The following is a 15653-nucleotide window of genomic DNA, read 5'->3' on the forward strand; positions in this document are numbered from 1 at the left end:
CTCGAGCCGTCCCGCAGCCGTAAGCTCACTGTTGTGTCGGTGAGAACCCACCACCTCCTCTAGGTCTTTAAGGTGTACGGTAGGCCTAGAGATCGATTATGGAAAATGTTTATAATCATCGTTCACACAGATAGGGGTGTAATGCTGCTCAACGGCACCGGCGAAGTCATCGACGACTACGAGTACCCCGCGACCACCGAGGAACTGATCGCAGAACACGGCGACCGAACCCTCGAACTCCCCAACGGAACCGAGACGGTCAGCGAGGTACTCGCCCGCCTCGAGTCCGAGACCTTCGAGAGTCCGGAGGACGCCCGGTTCGCCGTCTACTCTGCGGTGAGCGACAAGGCGGTCGGTCGGGTCGGCTACAGCGATCGCGACCCGACGCCGGTCGGGAGCCCGTACGCTCCAGACGCGGTGTCGTTCTAGAACCGCTTCAGTAACGATCGCTCTCGCTCCGAACGCGTTTTTTACACCTACTCACACCAGCGACGGCTTGCCCTTGCCGTCAGTTCCCGCGAAGCCACGAGAGCGGCTTCGTGACGGCGAGCCGGTAGTCCTCGTGCGGGTCGTACCTCGCGAACGCGAGGCTGTTGGTCATGACGCTGACGCTCGAGGCGGCCATCGCCAGCCCCGCAAGTGCGGGGTTCAGCAAACCGAGCGAGGCGATCGGGATCAGCGTCGTGTTGTAAATAAAGGCCCAGAACAGGTTCTGGCGCACCTTCGAGATCGTCGCCTCGGAGATCCGAACCGCCTTCAGCACGTCCGCGGGATCGTCACGCATCAGCGTGACGTCTGCCGACTCGATTGCGACGTCGGTCCCGGAGCCGATGGCGACGCCGACCTGTGCCGTAGTAAGGGCGGGCGCGTCGTTGACGCCGTCCCCGACCATCATCACCCGCGAGCCGTCGTTCTGCAGCGCTTCGACGTGATCCGCCTTGTCTTCGGGCAACACCTCCGCGCGGACGTTGTCGGGGTCGATCCCGACCGCTCGAGCGACCGCCGCCGCGGTGCGCTCGTTGTCGCCGGTGAGCATCACGACCTCGGTCCCGCGCGCTCGCAGCGCCGCGACGGTCTCCGTCGCGCTCTCGCGAACCTCGTCGGCGACGGCGAGAACCCCCACCAGTCGGCCGTCTATCGCGACCGGCATCGCCGTCTTCCCCTCGCGCTCGAGCCGGATGAGCGTCTCCTCGGCGGGGCCGGTGTCGATCCCCGCGTCCTCGAGCAGCTTCCGACGACCGATCAGAACGCTCCCGCGGTCGGTTTCCGCTCGCACGCCGTGGCCGGGGACGTTCTCGAACTCGCTGACCTCGCCGATCTCGACGTCCCGATCCGTCGCACCGTCGACGATCGCCCGCGCGATCGGGTGCTCGGAGCCGGACTCGGCGGTGGCGGCCGCGCCGAGGACGAACGACTCGAGATCCTCCTTGCGCTCGAGTCCCGTCACCGTCCCACCGTCCGTCGCCGTCCGCTCGCCGACGAGTTCGAGGTCGGTCAGGGTCATCTCGCCGTGGGTCAGCGTTCCCGTCTTGTCGAAGACGACGGTGTCGATTCCGCGAACTTGCTCGAGGACGTCGCCGCCCTTGAACAGGACGCCGTTGGTCGCCGACAGCGTCGAGCCGACCATCGTCGCCGCGGGCGTCGCGAGCCCGAGCGCACAGGGACAGGCGATCAACAGCGCCGAGGCGAGCACGACCACGGAGAACTCGAAGACGGGCACACCGCCGACGACGGGACCACCTCCCACGGGCTCGAGGACGGGGATCCACGAACCGAGCGCCGCGGAGACGCCGTACAGCGTCTCCGGAAACAGGAACCAGAGGACCGACCAGAGGACGGCGTTGACGATCACGGCGGGGACGAAGTAGGCACTGACCCGGTCGACCAGCCGCTGGATCTCGGGCTGTCGGGACTGGGCTTCCTTGACCCGCTCGACGATCTGCTGGATCGCCGTCTCCGAGCCGACCTTCGTCGCCTCGACCAGCAAGACGCCGTTCTCGTTGATCGTCGAGCCGACGACCTCGTCGCCCTCTCCTTTCTCGACCGGGACGGACTCCCCGGTCAGCATCGACTCGTCGACCGCGCTCTGGCCCTCGCGGACGACTCCGTCGGTGGGAATTTTCTCGCCGGGTCGAACCTTCAGCACGTCGCCCGGCTCGACGTCCTCGAGGGGGACCTGGCGCTCCTCGCCGTCCCGAACGACGGTGGCCTCGTCGGCCTCCATCTCGAGGAGTTCCCGCAGCGCGCTGCCAGCGCGGGCCTTCGACCGAACCTCGAGCCAGTTACCGAGCGTGATGAACCAGAGGATGAACGCGACGGCCTCGAAGTAGAACCCGCCGGTGATCGCGCCGACGAGCACCCCCGTACTGTAGACGTAGCCCGCCGACGTGCCGACGGCGACGAGCGTGTCCATGTTCGCCCGTCGGTTGTTCGAGAACGCCCGCCAGGCGCCGATGATAAACTCCTTGCCGAGCGTCGCCATCAGGGCCGTCGCGAGGACGAACTCGAGCCAGCCCGGCGGATGAGCGATCGCCATCGGAACCGGCGAGGCGACGTCGACGAATCCGAACAGCATGTCGACCATCATCGGCACGAACGGCAGCGTCAGCAGGCCGCCGCCGATCACCAGCTTTCGCTGGCGCCGGAGCTCCTTCTCGACGGCGCGCTCGCGCTGGCTGGCGCCCTGGCTCTCCTCGAGCTCGTCTCGGACCGGTTCGTATCCGGATTCCTCGACGGCGTCGACGATCTCCGAAAGCGAAACGTCGTTCGGGTTGTACTCGATGCGGGCCTCGTCCGAGGCGAAGTTTACGTCGGCTCGAACCACGCCCGGCAAGTCGGTGACCGCGTCCTCGACGGTTCCCGAACAGGTCGAACACGACATTCCAAGGACGGTCAGCGTCTCCGTCTCCGAAGCGGCCTCGTAGCCCGCCGCTTCGATCACGTCGTAGATCTCGGCCAGCGACGTCTCCACGGGATCGTACTCGACGGTCCCCTCGTCGGTCGCGTAGTTCGCGCTCGCCGACGCGACCCCCTCGAGGTCACCTACCGCATCCTCGACGCTCCCCGAACACGTCGAACACGACATGCCGGTGATCTCGAGGTGCGCTCGTCTCGTACTCATGATACTCAATTCTATGGGCTACACGTTCAAGCGGGTTATGACTTTGCTACCACGAATATCTAAGTGTATATATTTTGAAAATAAACTAAAACGGAAATTGAATACGATTATATAAGCTCTCCCTCTCGTTGGGCCACGTACGTATCGATTCTTCGAGTTCGATTACAGTCGTGGGGAAGAGCTGCTTATCTCGTTCGTCGGATAACAGTAGTTTCCGCTCGGTCTCGCCGCGTCGGACGAAGACGAGCCGGACCGGTTAACAGCTACCGGCACCGGTGTGGTGGTTGCCTGGCTCGTGGTCAGCGTGGTGTTCGGCGTGGTTCGCATCGTCGTGGTGCGCACCGTGATCGTGGTCAGCGTGACTGTCGTGATGCGCATCGTGGTCTCCCATCCAGTCGTTCATCCACTCGATCGCGGCGGCGTCCGCGCTGGCGTCGTCAGCGCTTACTATCGCCGCGCCGCCGAGCAGTGCGACCACGGCGAGCAGGCCGATCGTCAGTCGTAGCGTCGGTGTTGGCATTGGTCGTCACCTCAGTTGAGACGAGGGCGGCTCGACGGTTAGCCGCTCGGTCGTGAACTCACTGTGCAGATCGTTCGAGAACGTTTCTAAAGGCACCTAACCGTTTCCTGGATTCGAAACCGTTCGTGCGGGGCCCGCGCGGCGCTTCGGCCGACTCGAGCGAGCCGAACGGCTCGCTTCGTCCAAAGACGGTCGGTCAGCGCTCCTCGAGGTCGTCGCTCGGATAGACGCGGTACGTTCGCCCCTGTGGTTCGCGGTAGAGCAGCCCTCGCTTCTCGAGGTCGGTGACGGTCTGGCTGACCTTGCTCTTCGAGAAGTCGGCCCGATCTCGGAGTTCGATCTGGGTCAGCCCCGGCGAGTCGACGACGGGTTTCAGGATACGGCGCTCGTCCTCCGGCAGGACGTCCAGCACTCGAGGGGTCGGCCGGGAGGGTTCGGTCGTCGACTCGGCTCGGGACGGTGATTCCGACCCGACGTCGGCTCGGGATCCGGAGTCGGATTCCGGCTCGGGTTCGGATTCGGCCGCTCGAGGCGACGCTCGATGTTCCGTCTCCGCGCCCACCTGCTCTCGAACGATCCAGTACGCGCCGGCGACGACGCCCGCGATGAGGATCGATCCGAACAGGTACACCGACGGGTGCGGGCCGTGAACGGCGGTGTGGCCCATCATCTCGCCGTGAACCTGGGACTGGCGATACGTCTGCCAGGCGGCGCCGACGCCGAGGACGACGATCCCGGCGACGAAGACGGCGACTACGGCGTCGAGTGTGGTTCGGTCCACTGTCGTCTAGAAGGTCTCAGGTGGGGCTCCTACCTGTTACGCTTCCGGCGGGTCGGATCGTCGGCCACCACGACCCCGTCCGTTGGTTTCGGAACTCCGATTACCAGACCGGAACCGTCGAACCGACAGCGACAGCGTCGGAGAACTGTGTGTGAGAACTATCTTCTCTCGGAAACGACGAGCACGACGTGGCAACCAACAACTCTCTCGGGAGACCGCCCCTCCTCGAGGCACACCGTGCGTCGCCCCTCTTTCGAGCCGAACGGTCGAGAAGCGACGGCGGCTGTTCGAACGCCGAGCGGATCACCGAAGGGGGCGAAACCGAGATGGTTCCGACCGCCAACCTCGAGGAGGACGACCTCGTGCTCGTCCGACCCGGCTCGAACGTTCCCGCCGACGGCGTCCTCGAGGACGGGAGTCGAACGATCTCTAGGATGTCGCCCGGCTCGCGCGCCTGAGTCGGAAGAGCTACCGGAAGATGCAGGAGACCATCGCCTGGGCCGCGGGGTACAACGTGTTCGCGTTGCCGCTTGCGGCCGGCGTGCTGGCGCCGATCGGCATCCTGCTCTCGCTGGCTGTCGGCGCGGTGCTGATGTCCGCAAGTACGGTGACCGTGGCGATCAACGCGCAACTGTTTCGGCGGGCGGAGCTCGTTCTCTGATTCGCAGCCGTCGGAATTGTTCGCTCTATCCGCGCTACTCGCCGTTCCACAGCGCCGAGAGCTCGCCGACGATCTCCGGGTTCCGAAGGGACGAACTGTCGGCGTCCTCGAGGCTGCTCTCGCCGATCACGTCCTCGAGAACGCGGTACATGGTCTTTCCAGTGTGCGTTTCGGGGAGTTCGGGCGTAAACGCCACGGCCGCGGGCCTGGCGAACTCCCCGATCCGGTCGGCGACCGCGTTGGCGATTGCCGCTCGCAACTCGTCGTCTTCGGGCTGGCCGCGCTCGGCCGTCGCGAAGATGTAGAGCTCCGTCCCGCAGTCCCCGCCCGCGATCGCGGCTCCCTCGGTGACGCCCTCGACGGCAGTGATCGCAGCCTCGAGTTCGGCGGTGCCGAGCCGGCGGTTGCCGAGCGTGATGACGTCGTCGGCGCGGCCGGTGACGGTGACGTAGCCGTCCTCATCGACGACGGCGCGGTCGCCGGTGACGTACCGCCAGGTGTCGGCCCGGCGGTCGGAGAACTGCTCCCAGTACTCCGCGAGCAGCCAGTATGGGTCGTCGTCGTAGGGTACGAGCATCGACGGCCAGGGTCGCGTGATCGTGAGATAGCCGGGCTCGCCCGGCGGAAGCTCCCGACCGTGCTCGTCGACGACGGCGGCTTCGATGCCGGGCAGCGGAGGCCCGACGGCACCGGGTTTCATCTCGTCGACGGCCGGCAGCGTCGAGAGCAGGACGCTCCCGGTTTCGGTCTGCCACCAGGTGTCGACGATCGGACACTCCTCGCGCCCGACGTGTTCGTAGTACCACTCCCAGGTGTCGGCTCCGATCGGCTCGCCGACGCTGCCGAGCAGGCGTAGCGACGAGAGATCGTGGCTCTTCGGGAACCGTTCGCCCCACTTCCGGAAGGTCCGGATCACCCCTGGCGTGGTGTAGAACACCTCGACACCGTTGCGTTCGATTACCTCCCAGGGGCGGTGTCGGTCCGGGTAGCGCAGCGTCCCCTCCGTAAGTACGACCGTCGCGCCCCTCGAGAGCGGCCCGTAGACGACGTAGGAGTGGCCGGTGATCCATCCGATGTCGGCCGTACACCAGTGGGTGTCCCCCACAGAGAGGTCGAAGACCGTCCGGCTCGTCCACGCGGCGCCGGCGAGGTAACCACCGATCGCGTGGGTCATCCGCTCCGGTTTGCCGGTGGTTCCCGAGGTGTGAATGTGAAAGAGCGGTGCGGTTGCCGCCCGCGAGACGGGCGGCACCTCGGCCCCATCGAAGCGCTCGACGAGGCTGTCGTAGGCGTACTGTTCCTCGCCCAGCTGGGTCTCGTGGCTTTTGCCCAGACGGTCGACGACGACCGTCGGGATTTGTTCCGACCTCGAGTCCGATCCGGATAGCGCCGTCAACGCGGCGTCCGCTTTCCGCTTCTGGCCGATCGCCGTTCCCCGACGGACGTAGCCGTCGCAGGTGATCAGCGCGCTCGAGTTGGCTCCGTCCATCCGCTCGCGCAGCGCGTCGGGTGCGAACCCTGCGAAGACGACATTGTGCCGGGCACCGATCCGGGCACAGGCCAACATCGCGATCGGAAGCTCCGGCAGCGTCGGCAGGTAGAGGGTGACGACGTCGTCCGCTGCGACACCGAGGTCGCACAATGCGGCCGCGACGGCCTGCACTTCCCGCTGGAGGTCAAGATAAGTGTACGTCCGGCGCTCGCCGCGAGCCCCTTCCCACCGGAGCGCAACCTGGTTCTTCCGCCCGGCCGCGACGTGGCGGTCGACGCAGTTTTTTGCGGCGTTCAGTCGCCCGCCGACGAACCAGTGGTAGAAGGGCGCGTCGTCGTCCTCGAGGACGTCGTCGTACGGCTCGTCCCACTCGAGGAGGGCGGCGGCGTGCTCCCAGCAGCCCGGCCACTTGCGATCGAACTCGTCGCGGAGGGTGCCGTCGGCGACGGTCGCCTTCTCGACGAACCCGGATGGCGGGGGACGGGGTCCGTCGGATGCCACTCGTGGATCGCTGCCGTCCGCGCGTTTGCCCATAGATCCGAGGCTACGCCGTCGCCACACCTGATCGTTTTGGCTGTTGTCACCGCTAGATACGCGACGGCGCGATCCACTGGCACGGTTCGACGCGGGAAAACGGTCTCGTCGGCGTCACATGGAAAAGCAGTTCCCTCCCGAACCCGAACCGCCGGTAAATGCGAATCGCCGTTCCCAACAAGGGCCGCCTGCACGAGCCGACCATCGACCTCTTAGAGCGGGCGGGGCTGCACCTCGAGAACGGTGCCGAACGGAAGCTGTACGCGGACACCGTCGACCCCGATGTCTCGGTGCTGTTCGCCCGCGCGGCCGACATCCCCGAGTACGTCGCCGACGGCGCGGCCGAGATGGGGGTGACGGGTTACGACCAGGTCCGCGAGGCCGGCGTCGACACCGTCGCCGAACTGCTCGACCTCGAGTTCGGTCGCTGCCGGCTCGTGCTCGCGGCGCCCGAGGACGGCGAGATCGAAGCCGTCGCGGATCTGGCCGGCAAGACCGTCGCCACCGAGTTCCCGAACATCACCCGCGAGTTCTTCGCCGACGCCGGCGTCGAGCCCGACATCGTCGAGGTATCGGGCGCGACCGAACTCACGCCCCACGTCGAGATGGCCGACGCCATCGTCGACATCACGAGCACTGGGACGACCCTGAAGATGAACCGGCTGGCGATCGTCGAGGAGGTGCTCTCGAGTTCGGTGCGGCTGTTCGCCCGCGAGGACGTCGTCGACGATCCGAAAGTGCAGGAGGTCCGCACGGCGCTGTCGTCGGTCAAACACGCCGAGGGGAAACGCTACCTGATGATGAACGTTCCCGAGGATCGGCTCGGGGACGTCCGCGAGGTAATTCCCGGTCTCGGCGGGCCGACGATCATGGACATCGCCGACGACAACGGCGACGGGATGCTGGCGGTCCACGCCGTCGTCGACGAGCGGGACGTCTTCGAGACGATCACCGACGTCAAAGCGGCCGGCGCGAGCGATATTCTCGTCACGGAGATCGAACGGCTCGTGGAGTAGGGGCTCGAGCGTTTTAAGTCGTTGTTCGTGGCGTTCCAGCGTACTGATGGCCAAACGGCTTTATCGACTGCTTGATAGCTAGTGTCGCCTCGAGTCAAGCTCCGTGTTGGAGTGTATCGACCGCCGACGGCCATCAGAACATCAATTCAGTAGCATTTTATCAATATGAACGGGTCTATCAGTTTGGTCGTTAGCTTAGCCGCCTACGTTCACGCCTGTATCACCGCGCCGGAACACACGTTTCAGCCGTGGTTCGGATTCGTGCTGTTCGTTGCGGATGTCTTTATTGCGGGAGCCATCGGCCCAGCGACACCACTGTGATACACAGTCTTGTGAGCGATGGCTGATCTAGCTGCCGTACCGGAGCAACTGCTCGCGGACACGACTCGTACTACCATCGAGGACTGCCATGCCTTCGCCGACAGATTTCTATTTCGGGTGTGACTCGGTGCGTGCCACCGCGCCGGGGACCCTATAGCCCCAAAAGGATACGCTTCCCTCGAGAAACGAAGGACGACGGCTCAACCCCTCCACTACCAGGGTCGCTCGAGATCGAGGTCGACGTCCTCGAGCAGCGACTCGAACTCGGAGAGGTTCGCCGCGGGCGAGACGAGCCCGCGCTCGCGGTCGTACTCGACGATCCCGTAGCGCTCGAGCAGCGGGAGGTGGGTGCGACACAACGCGACGTGGACTCGCTGGCGCAGTTCGTGGATCGTCGTCAGGGCGGTCGTCTCGTCCTCGGTATCGGCCAGCCAGCCGACGAGGCGCTGGACCGTAATCGGTTCGTCGGAGGCGAGCAGGTACCTGAGCACCTCGCGCCGACGATCGTTCGCCAGCACGCGACCGAACTCTCCCCGGGAGATGGCGCGGAGGCGGACGCTTTCGCCACTGAACCCCTCGGAGACGGCCGTTCGGTCCGGATGGATCGTCATCGTCGGTAGAGACTCACGGATCCCGAATAAACGCGGTCGGTCGTTTCGAACCGTCAGCGCCGGTTCAGACCAGTCTCTGCGATCCGAAGCGGAATAAACGGTCTTCAACTCGCGCGAACGATCGGATCGAACCCGTCGCTCGTGGCTATGTAGGAGTTAAACCGGGATTACCGGTCCGTTCGCGGCGATCGACGGGTGGGTTGTATCGGTTGCCGGTTCGAACGGACGGCCTTCGGTGACGTCGTCGTGAACGGTCAGTACGAACGATTCTCTGAGCGGACTGTCGTTCGCGAGAATCGGTTTCGAAACGCGTTACTCGAGTAGGCCGAGGTCCTCGAGGCGCGAGACGATCTTGTCGACGGCGTGTTCGGCGTCCTTGGGCTTCTTCCCGCCGGTGATGACGAGCTTCCCGGAGCCGAACAGCAGGGCGACGACCTCTGGTTCGTCGAGCCGGTAGACGAGACCGGGGAACTGCTCTGGCTCGTACTCGATGTTCTCGAGACCCAGCCCGATCGCGATCGCGTTCAGGTTGAGGTTGCGTCCGAGGTCCGCGCTCGTCACGATGTTCTGGACGACGATCTCGGGGTCCTCGTTGACCTGAATCTGGAGCTCCCGGAGCTTGTCGAAGACGATACGGAGGCTCTCGTGGACGTCGTCGGTGCTTTTGGCACCGGTACAGACGATCTTCCCGGAGCGGAAGATCAGTGCAGCGGACTTGGGATTTTGCGTGCGGTAGACGAGACCGGGGAACTGCTCGGGGTCGTAGTCGGCCCCCTCGAGGTCCATCGCGACGCTCTGCAGATCGAGCTCCTGTCCGATGCCGGTCGACGCCACCACGTTTTCGATGTTGATGGTGTCCTTCGGATCCGTCATAAGTCGCTTAAAAAGACGTATTTAAGGTTTATAAAGGTTGGTACCGGCACCTGATATGTCCGGTTTATATCGATCGGTTCGAAACCGGGATCAGTGTCGCTCGGCCGCCTTCTGCCGGTTCGGCGGCGATGCTGTGATCGTCACCCGAGCGTTGGCTGAGGAAAACGGTACCCTGATACTCGAGCCGGAGCGATGATCCGACGTGTACTTCCTCGAGCTCGGTGGCGAGGACGACGCGTTCGCAACCCGCGAGGCCGAAAGCGCCGCGGCTGACGTCCGCCCGGTTGCGCCCGGGCTCGCCGTTGCGAACGCCGTCGTTCCCGAGCGCATCCGCGGACTGGCCTACACGCACCGCGCGAGCGCGCTGCTGGGCCGGACCGACGCCGACCTCGCCAGTGCGACGGTGTTGCTCGAGGCCGCGCCGATCGACCGGTCGGGAACGGTCGCGGTGCGCGCGACCGACGTCCACGGCTCGGCGGGCGTCGCGACCGACCGCGCGGAGCGCGAACTCGGTCAGGTCCTGGTCGACCGCGGCTTCGAGGTCGACCTCGAGGATCCCGATCACGTCCTGCGGGTGGCGTTCTCCGAGGGACGGCTCGAGCGCGACGGGGACGGCCGCGGCGACCTGCTCTCGGCTCTCGACGACGAGGGCGGCGAACCGCGAGGCGAGCGAGTCTCGGTCTGTGCGCTCGGCTGGCTCGCGGCCGAGAGCGTCCGAGACTTCGGGACCCGTGCGCCCACCGACAAACCCTTCTTCCAGCCCGGGAGCATGGATCCGCTGCTGGCCCGCGCGGTCGCGAACGTCGCCGGTGCCCGATCTGGCGCGACGATTCTGGACCCGATGTGTGGCACGGGTGGCGTGCTGGTCGAGGCGGGGCTGGTCGGCGCCGACGTCGTCGGCACCGACGCTCAGGCGAAGATGGCCCGCGGTGCGCGGACGAACCTCGAGCACTTCCTCGAGCGCGACGGGCCGTCGCCGACGGGCACCGAACGCGGTTCGTGGCACGTCGGTCGCGGCGACGCCACTCGGTTGCCGATCGCCGACGATGCGGTCGACGGCGTCGTCTTCGACGCCCCCTACGGTCGCCAGTCGAAGATCGATACTCACCGCCTCGAGGACCTCGTTTCCGGTGCGCTCGCCGAAACTCGGCGGGTCGCCTCTCGGGCTGTCGTCGTCGCGGACCGCTCGTGGGCCGCGGAAGCTCGCGAGGCCGGCTGGGAGCTCGAGGCCGCGTTCGAACGCCGCGTCCACCGGTCGCTGACGCGGTACGTGCTGGTGCTCGAGTGACGGCCGTTCGAGACCGGTCGACCCGTTTCGATCCCCACGAGTCACGATAGGAGACTGTTAAGACCCGATACCGCCACGGTCCCGTATGGAGATCTTCTTCAGCGGCTCCATCCGCGGCGGTCGGGACGACGTCGATCTGTACGCCGAACTTATCGACTTCCTCGAGCAGCACGGAACGGTTCTCACCGAACACGTCGGAACCGAGGACGTCGAGGCCGAACAGGCCGACGTCGGGCTCACGGATGGCGACATCCACGATCAGGACGTCGCCTGGCTCCGGCAGGCCGACGTCGTGGTCGCCGAGGTGACGAAGCCGAGTCTCGGCGTCGGCTACGAACTCGGGCGGGCCGTCGCTTGGGAGATGCCCGTACTTGCGCTCTACCGTCCAGAGGGCGAACACGATCTGTCGGCGATGGTACGGGGCAACGACGCCATCGAGGTGGCCGAGTACCGAACCGTAGCGGAGGTCGAGCCCGTTCTCGAGGCGTTCTTCGAGCGAACTCGCTGAGAACGCACTCGGTTTTTCTCAGCACGTGGTCGGACCGCGGATCGACGAGGGGTTTCCGACAACGAACGACTGATGCGCCGGTTACACGTCGACATCGTCGAGGTCTATCGTCTCGACCTCCCACTCGTCGTCTGGAATTTTCGCGATCAGTTCGATCTCGACCAGTGCATCGTCGAGCAGCGATGCCACCCCGATCATCGTACTCGCAGGGTAGTGCGGTCGCTCGAAGAACTCGGATCTGACCTCGTGGAGCGCCACCTGTCCCTCGCGGGAGAGTTCATCCTCACGGACGTACCAGCGCGATTCGATCACGTCATTTATGCCGCCGCCAAACGCTGCCAGGCCCTCTTCGAAGTACTCGAGGATCGTCCGCGCCTGCTCGCGGAGGGTCCCCTCTTCGTGGGTGTTGCCCGAAAAGACGACGTGCCGATACCTGCCGTGTTCGGTTGCGACAGCGTAGCTCATCTGTGGTTCGTCCGCACTGTCCGAGTCGAGCTCACCTAGCAAGCCGGGGAGGAGCGCGATCTTTTTCACGCCGATGAAGTTTTCGTTGAAATCATATAATTGTGCTTACTGTCAGAGTGACTCACCACTGGACCGATTCAGTCGGCTTTCAGCGCTCGTTCTTGCAACTGCTTGCCCTTCTCGCTCTCGACGGAGAGTTCAGGGACCGGCACCGACTTCCCCTCGCTATCGATCGCGACGAACGTAAAGGAGGACTCGGTCGTCTTCTCGACCTCGCCGGTGCGCGGCTCCTCGCGCCAGGCCCGCAGCGCGACGTGGACGCTCGTGCGGCCCGCGTCGTAGACGTAGGCCTCGACCAGCGCGATGTCGCCGATCCTGATCGGCCGCTCGAAGTCGAGTTCGTTCACGCGGGCGGTGACGCAGGTTTCGCCGGCAAAGCGCATCGCCGACATCGCGGCGGTCTCGTCGAGCCACTTCATCAGGTTCCCACCGTGGAGCGTGTTGTTGTTGTTCGCGTGGTTGGGCTGGACACGGAACCGGTTCTCGATGCGAGTGTCGAGGAGTGACGCCATGCTCGAGGGGTACGCGACGGGACGAATAAACCCGTCCGAAACGGGACGCTACAGGCACATTTTTGACAGTTCCATTGGGTCAGTCCGTATGGATCGCGGAACACCGGCTCCGCCGTGGCCCCGCTGGTTTCGGCTCGTGTGTTACGGGCTGGTCGCGGTGATCCTCCTCGGGATGACCTACCGGACCCTCGAGGACGCGACGTCGACTCGAGCGGTGCTGCAGGGAGTCGGTGGAATCGCCGTCCTGTGTCTCTTGCTTGGCTACCTCTACGTCTCGAAGACGCGGTGGCGCGATCGAAACGCGCTGTCCGGGCTGGCATTGCTCGCCTGTCTCGGCATCACCGTCGGGATCCTGGCGGCGCTCGCGCCAGACAGCCAGTGGTTGGACCGCGAGTTCGTCGTCGTACTCGGTGCCGGGATCCTGCTCGCACTCGCACTGATCCTCTCGCGCTTTATTTCCCTCTCGGGGCGGGTCTTCGGCGTCGTCGTTTCGGCCGTCGGCATCGGAATTATCGGACTGTATACCGCTGGATACTGGGAGGCGGCGGGACGACGGAATCCGTTCGTCGCGGGAGCGATCTGTCTGCTTATTGGACTCCTGTACGTCATCAAACCGGACGCGATGGCCGAACTCGAGCGCCAGGCACGAGATCGGGAAGCCGACTGATCAGGCGTCCCGTCCCAGCTCTGCGAGCAGATGCGAGACGTGGATCCGGTCGCTCGTTCCCTCGTGCATCTCGAACTCGACGTCGGCGGCGAGTCGGTGGGTACGGGCGAGCTTCTCGCCCTGGTAGCGTTTTCGTGCGATCTCGAGAACGAGATCCAGTACCTCCTCGCCGTCGAGTCCCTCGTCGACGAGCAGGTTGTCCAGGGTCTTCCGCGCGTCCGTGAAGTCGCCGCGTTCGGCGTCGTCGAGCATCCCCTCGACCTCGTCCTCGAGGCCGACCTCGCCGATCGTCTCGTAGGCCGCGCTCATCGTCAGCTCGCCCGCATCCTCGACGGTGGTCTGGGCTGCGAGGATCGCCTGTCGCAGGTTGCCGTTCGCGTAGCCGGCGACGAACTCGAGGCCCTCGGCGTCGTAGTCGACCCCCTCCGCGTCGACGATTCGCTCGAGGACCGCGACGGTCTCCTCGCTGGTCGGCGCCCGCACCGAAACGGGGAAACACCGCGAGCGGATCGGCGGAATGAGCTTCGTCGGCTGGCGGGTCGCGATGACGAACTGTGTCGTCCGGTGGTGTTGTTCCATGATCCGGCGAAGCGCCTGCTGGAAGTCCTCACGGACGTCCTCGGCGTTGTCGAGCAGGATCGTCTTGTACTCGCCGGTGACTGGCGCGTAGCTTGCGGACTCCTTGAGCACGCGGTTGATCATGTCGCGTTTGGACATCGACGACCGACCGGTCAGAAACGAGGCGAACCGGGGGTCGTTCTTGATCTCAGTCTTCGTTCGGCCGAAGAAGTCGGCAACGTTGATCTCGACCAGATCGTTGTCGGGGTCCTCGTGCGCTTCTCGAGCGAGCGCGCGCGCCGCCGCGGTCTTGCCGCTGCCGGGCGGTCCCTGCAGGACGAGGTTCAGCGGCTCCTCGACGGCTCGCTCTAGGTACTCGCGAGCGTCGTCCTGTGGCAACTCGGCCAGCTCCGGGGCGTGGGTGTCGGTCCACAGCGGCGCGTCCATCGCTCGCCGGTAGGGGAGAGGGCGGTAAGAATCGGTCGGTTGGACGCCGCGTTACTCGTCGTCGCCGTCGTCCTCGTTATCATCGTCGTCATCCTCGTCGTTCGACTCGTCCTCGGCTTCGACGTCGGCGATAGTGAACGTCTCCTCGACTGGTTCGCCGTCGTGCTCGAGCGGCTCCGCCGACTCGACGTCGTCGGGCTCGCCCTCGTAGACGACGGCCGTGAGCTCGTCGTCCTCGTCGACGGTGACGTCGTCGTCGAACGCGACGCTGACGTTCTCGTGTTCGCCGGCCTCGAGTTCGTCGCTGGTTCCGAGCACCTCGTCGTCGTCCTCGATTGCGACGAACCCGTCCTCGGGCGTGGCGACGTCGACGGTCACCTCGTCGGTGTCGGCGTCGACGACCGAAACCGACGGATCGGTGTGGAACTCGAGGTCGATCTCGCCGACCTCGCCGTCGTCGTCGGTGTAGACGCCAATCGACTGGGTTCCGGGCGGTGTCCCGCTCAGGTCGACCTCGAAGCTGACCTCGCGGTCCTCGCCGCCGTCGAGCTCGAGGATCTGCCGCTCGAGGACGGTTCCGTTCAGCCGGAACTCGACGACCTGTTGCTGGTCGAACTCCGTCGGGTTTCGAACCTCCGCGACGACTCCGATCGTCTCGTTGGTCGTCGCCGACTCTGGCGCGGTCATCGATTCGACGACGAACGAGTCCGAGACCGCCTCCTCGTCGTCCGGGGTCACCGATGCGGTGTCGCTAACCGGGTAGCCGTCATCGAGGTAGGGCTGGTCCTCCTCGCCCTCGGTCTCGTAGTACGTGAACGTCTCGTCGCCGGTGGTATCCTGGTGAACCGTCGCGGTCAACTGACCGACGAGATCGGTCTCGTTCTCCTCGCTCTCGACGGTGAGGTTTTCGTGTGTTCCGTCCTCGAGGTACGTCGAGACGGCGAGGGATTCGTCGCCCGCGCCGGTGATGACGACGAAGCCGCCGTCCGAGAGCGTAACCTCGTCGATGGTGACGCTCACGCCGTCGCTCTCCTGGTCCTCGAACGCGATCGAGGCAGATGGCTCGTCGTCGACGCCGAAGATGACAGGGGCCTGACCAACGACGATACCGGCCGCGAGGACCACTGTGATCGCAATCAGGATGGCGGCAACTCGTTTAATAGTTCCGAACGTCGGTCTCGAACTCATTTGGGGATGGTGTTGTTCGACACGTTAGAG

16 protein-coding genes and 1 pseudogene are annotated in these 15653 nt (G+C 65.2%); 7 read left to right on the plus strand and 10 right to left on the minus strand.

Features of this window, described 5'->3' with window-relative positions; genetic code table 11:
• Positions 1-141 precede the first annotated feature (141 nt).
• Positions 142-429: a DUF2795 domain-containing protein gene (locus QA600_RS03615; protein WP_278290593.1), complete on the plus strand. Its 288-nt coding sequence runs from the start codon at positions 142-144 to the stop codon at positions 427-429.
• Positions 430-508: 79 nt separating this feature from the next.
• Here the strand turns inward: QA600_RS03615 and QA600_RS03620 are convergent, their stop codons facing one another.
• From QA600_RS03620 to QA600_RS03630, 3 genes are all read right to left on the minus strand, one after another.
• Entirely contained in the window at positions 509-3121 is a 2613-nt protein-coding gene (locus tag QA600_RS03620) for a heavy metal translocating P-type ATPase (protein ID WP_278290594.1), read from the minus strand.
• Between the two features lie 256 nt (positions 3122-3377).
• A complete protein-coding gene (locus QA600_RS03625) occupies positions 3378-3641 on the minus strand; it encodes a hypothetical protein (RefSeq protein ID WP_278290595.1) in 264 nt (87 codons plus the stop codon).
• A 196-nt stretch (positions 3642-3837) separates the two neighbouring features.
• Positions 3838-4422, minus strand: a complete 585-nt coding sequence (locus QA600_RS03630; RefSeq protein WP_278290596.1) for a MarR family transcriptional regulator — start codon at positions 4420-4422, stop codon at positions 3838-3840.
• 326 nt (positions 4423-4748) lie between these two features.
• Between QA600_RS03630 and QA600_RS03635 the strand changes: the two genes are divergently transcribed.
• Both QA600_RS03635 and QA600_RS03640 read left to right on the plus strand, forming a co-directional pair.
• Positions 4749-4880 carry a hypothetical protein gene (locus QA600_RS03635; RefSeq protein WP_278290762.1) on the plus strand — a complete coding sequence of 44 codons (132 nt, stop codon included), beginning with the start codon at positions 4749-4751 and terminating at the stop codon, positions 4878-4880.
• Positions 4856-5083, plus strand: a pseudogene (locus tag QA600_RS03640) (heavy metal translocating P-type ATPase); the annotation flags it as partial. The gene QA600_RS03635 and the pseudogene QA600_RS03640, both read left to right, overlap by 25 nt.
• Positions 5084-5117: 34 nt before the next feature.
• On the opposite strand, the gene QA600_RS03645 reads toward QA600_RS03640, so the two are convergent.
• Positions 5118-7109, minus strand: a complete 1992-nt coding sequence (locus QA600_RS03645; RefSeq protein WP_278290597.1) for an acetate--CoA ligase — start codon at positions 7107-7109, stop codon at positions 5118-5120.
• A 158-nt stretch (positions 7110-7267) separates the two neighbouring features.
• Between QA600_RS03645 and hisG the strand changes: the two genes are divergently transcribed.
• The gene (gene hisG / locus QA600_RS03650) at positions 7268-8125 is read left to right on the plus strand and encodes an ATP phosphoribosyltransferase (RefSeq protein ID WP_278290598.1); all 858 of its coding nucleotides are present in this window, start codon (positions 7268-7270) and stop codon (positions 8123-8125) included.
• A 533-nt stretch (positions 8126-8658) separates the two neighbouring features.
• Here hisG and QA600_RS03655 read toward each other — a convergent pair.
• Both QA600_RS03655 and QA600_RS03660 read right to left on the minus strand, forming a co-directional pair.
• The gene (locus QA600_RS03655; protein ID WP_278290599.1) at positions 8659-9057 is read right to left on the minus strand and encodes a hypothetical protein; all 399 of its coding nucleotides are present in this window, start codon (positions 9055-9057) and stop codon (positions 8659-8661) included.
• 312 nt (positions 9058-9369) lie between these two features.
• Positions 9370-9930 carry a TATA-box-binding protein gene (locus tag QA600_RS03660; RefSeq protein ID WP_005554970.1) on the minus strand — a complete coding sequence of 187 codons (561 nt, stop codon included), beginning with the start codon at positions 9928-9930 and terminating at the stop codon, positions 9370-9372.
• Positions 9931-10132: 202 nt separating this feature from the next.
• On the opposite strand from QA600_RS03660, the gene QA600_RS03665 reads away from it, so the two are divergent.
• Positions 10133-11218 carry a TIGR01177 family methyltransferase gene (locus QA600_RS03665; protein WP_278290600.1) on the plus strand — a complete coding sequence of 362 codons (1086 nt, stop codon included), beginning with the start codon at positions 10133-10135 and terminating at the stop codon, positions 11216-11218.
• A gap of 85 nt (positions 11219-11303) precedes the next feature.
• The gene (locus QA600_RS03670; RefSeq protein WP_278290601.1) at positions 11304-11726 is read left to right on the plus strand and encodes a nucleoside 2-deoxyribosyltransferase; all 423 of its coding nucleotides are present in this window, start codon (positions 11304-11306) and stop codon (positions 11724-11726) included.
• Between the two features lie 81 nt (positions 11727-11807).
• Here QA600_RS03670 and QA600_RS03675 read toward each other — a convergent pair whose 3' ends face one another.
• Together QA600_RS03675 and QA600_RS03680 are read right to left on the minus strand one after the other, a co-directional pair.
• Positions 11808-12260 (minus strand): RidA family protein, encoded by a 453-nt coding sequence (locus QA600_RS03675; protein WP_278290602.1) that lies wholly within the window; start codon positions 12258-12260, stop codon positions 11808-11810.
• A gap of 68 nt (positions 12261-12328) precedes the next feature.
• Positions 12329-12763 (minus strand): acyl-CoA thioesterase, encoded by a 435-nt coding sequence (locus QA600_RS03680; protein ID WP_278290603.1) that lies wholly within the window; start codon positions 12761-12763, stop codon positions 12329-12331.
• A gap of 88 nt (positions 12764-12851) precedes the next feature.
• On the opposite strand from QA600_RS03680, the gene QA600_RS03685 reads away from it, so the two are divergent.
• Positions 12852-13430 carry a hypothetical protein gene (locus tag QA600_RS03685; protein ID WP_278290604.1) on the plus strand — a complete coding sequence of 193 codons (579 nt, stop codon included), beginning with the start codon at positions 12852-12854 and terminating at the stop codon, positions 13428-13430.
• Here the strand turns inward: QA600_RS03685 and QA600_RS03690 are convergent, their stop codons facing one another.
• A complete protein-coding gene (locus tag QA600_RS03690) occupies positions 13431-14435 on the minus strand; it encodes an AAA family ATPase (protein ID WP_278290605.1) in 1005 nt (334 codons plus the stop codon).
• A 51-nt stretch (positions 14436-14486) separates the two neighbouring features.
• Positions 14487-15623, minus strand: a complete 1137-nt coding sequence (locus tag QA600_RS03695) for a DUF4179 domain-containing protein (protein WP_278290606.1) — start codon at positions 15621-15623, stop codon at positions 14487-14489.
• Positions 15624-15653 lie beyond the last annotated feature (30 nt).

The organism is Natronococcus sp. A-GB1 (genome assembly GCF_029688845.1).
Lineage (GTDB): Archaea > Halobacteriota > Halobacteria > Halobacteriales > Natrialbaceae > Natronococcus.

Coding starts and splice junctions, on each gene's coding strand:
- QA600_RS03635 (WP_278290762.1), top strand. CDS start 4,749: ATGGTTCCGACCGCCAACCTCGAGGAGGACGACCTCGTGCTCGTCCGA.
- hisG (WP_278290598.1), top strand. CDS start 7,268: ATGCGAATCGCCGTTCCCAACAAGGGCCGCCTGCACGAGCCGACCATC.
- QA600_RS03660 (WP_005554970.1), bottom strand. CDS start 9,930: ATGACGGATCCGAAGGACACCATCAACATCGAAAACGTGGTGGCGTCG.
- QA600_RS03670 (WP_278290601.1), top strand. CDS start 11,304: ATGGAGATCTTCTTCAGCGGCTCCATCCGCGGCGGTCGGGACGACGTC.
- QA600_RS03695 (WP_278290606.1), bottom strand. CDS start 15,623: ATGAGTTCGAGACCGACGTTCGGAACTATTAAACGAGTTGCCGCCATC.
- QA600_RS03680 (WP_278290603.1), bottom strand. CDS start 12,763: ATGGCGTCACTCCTCGACACTCGCATCGAGAACCGGTTCCGTGTCCAG.
- QA600_RS03645 (WP_278290597.1), bottom strand. CDS start 7,109: ATGGGCAAACGCGCGGACGGCAGCGATCCACGAGTGGCATCCGACGGA.
- QA600_RS03620 (WP_278290594.1), bottom strand. CDS start 3,121: ATGAGTACGAGACGAGCGCACCTCGAGATCACCGGCATGTCGTGTTCG.
- QA600_RS03690 (WP_278290605.1), bottom strand. CDS start 14,435: ATGGACGCGCCGCTGTGGACCGACACCCACGCCCCGGAGCTGGCCGAG.
- QA600_RS03655 (WP_278290599.1), bottom strand. CDS start 9,057: ATGACGATCCATCCGGACCGAACGGCCGTCTCCGAGGGGTTCAGTGGC.
- QA600_RS03685 (WP_278290604.1), top strand. CDS start 12,852: ATGGATCGCGGAACACCGGCTCCGCCGTGGCCCCGCTGGTTTCGGCTC.
- QA600_RS03615 (WP_278290593.1), top strand. CDS start 142: ATGCTGCTCAACGGCACCGGCGAAGTCATCGACGACTACGAGTACCCC.
- QA600_RS03625 (WP_278290595.1), bottom strand. CDS start 3,641: ATGCCAACACCGACGCTACGACTGACGATCGGCCTGCTCGCCGTGGTC.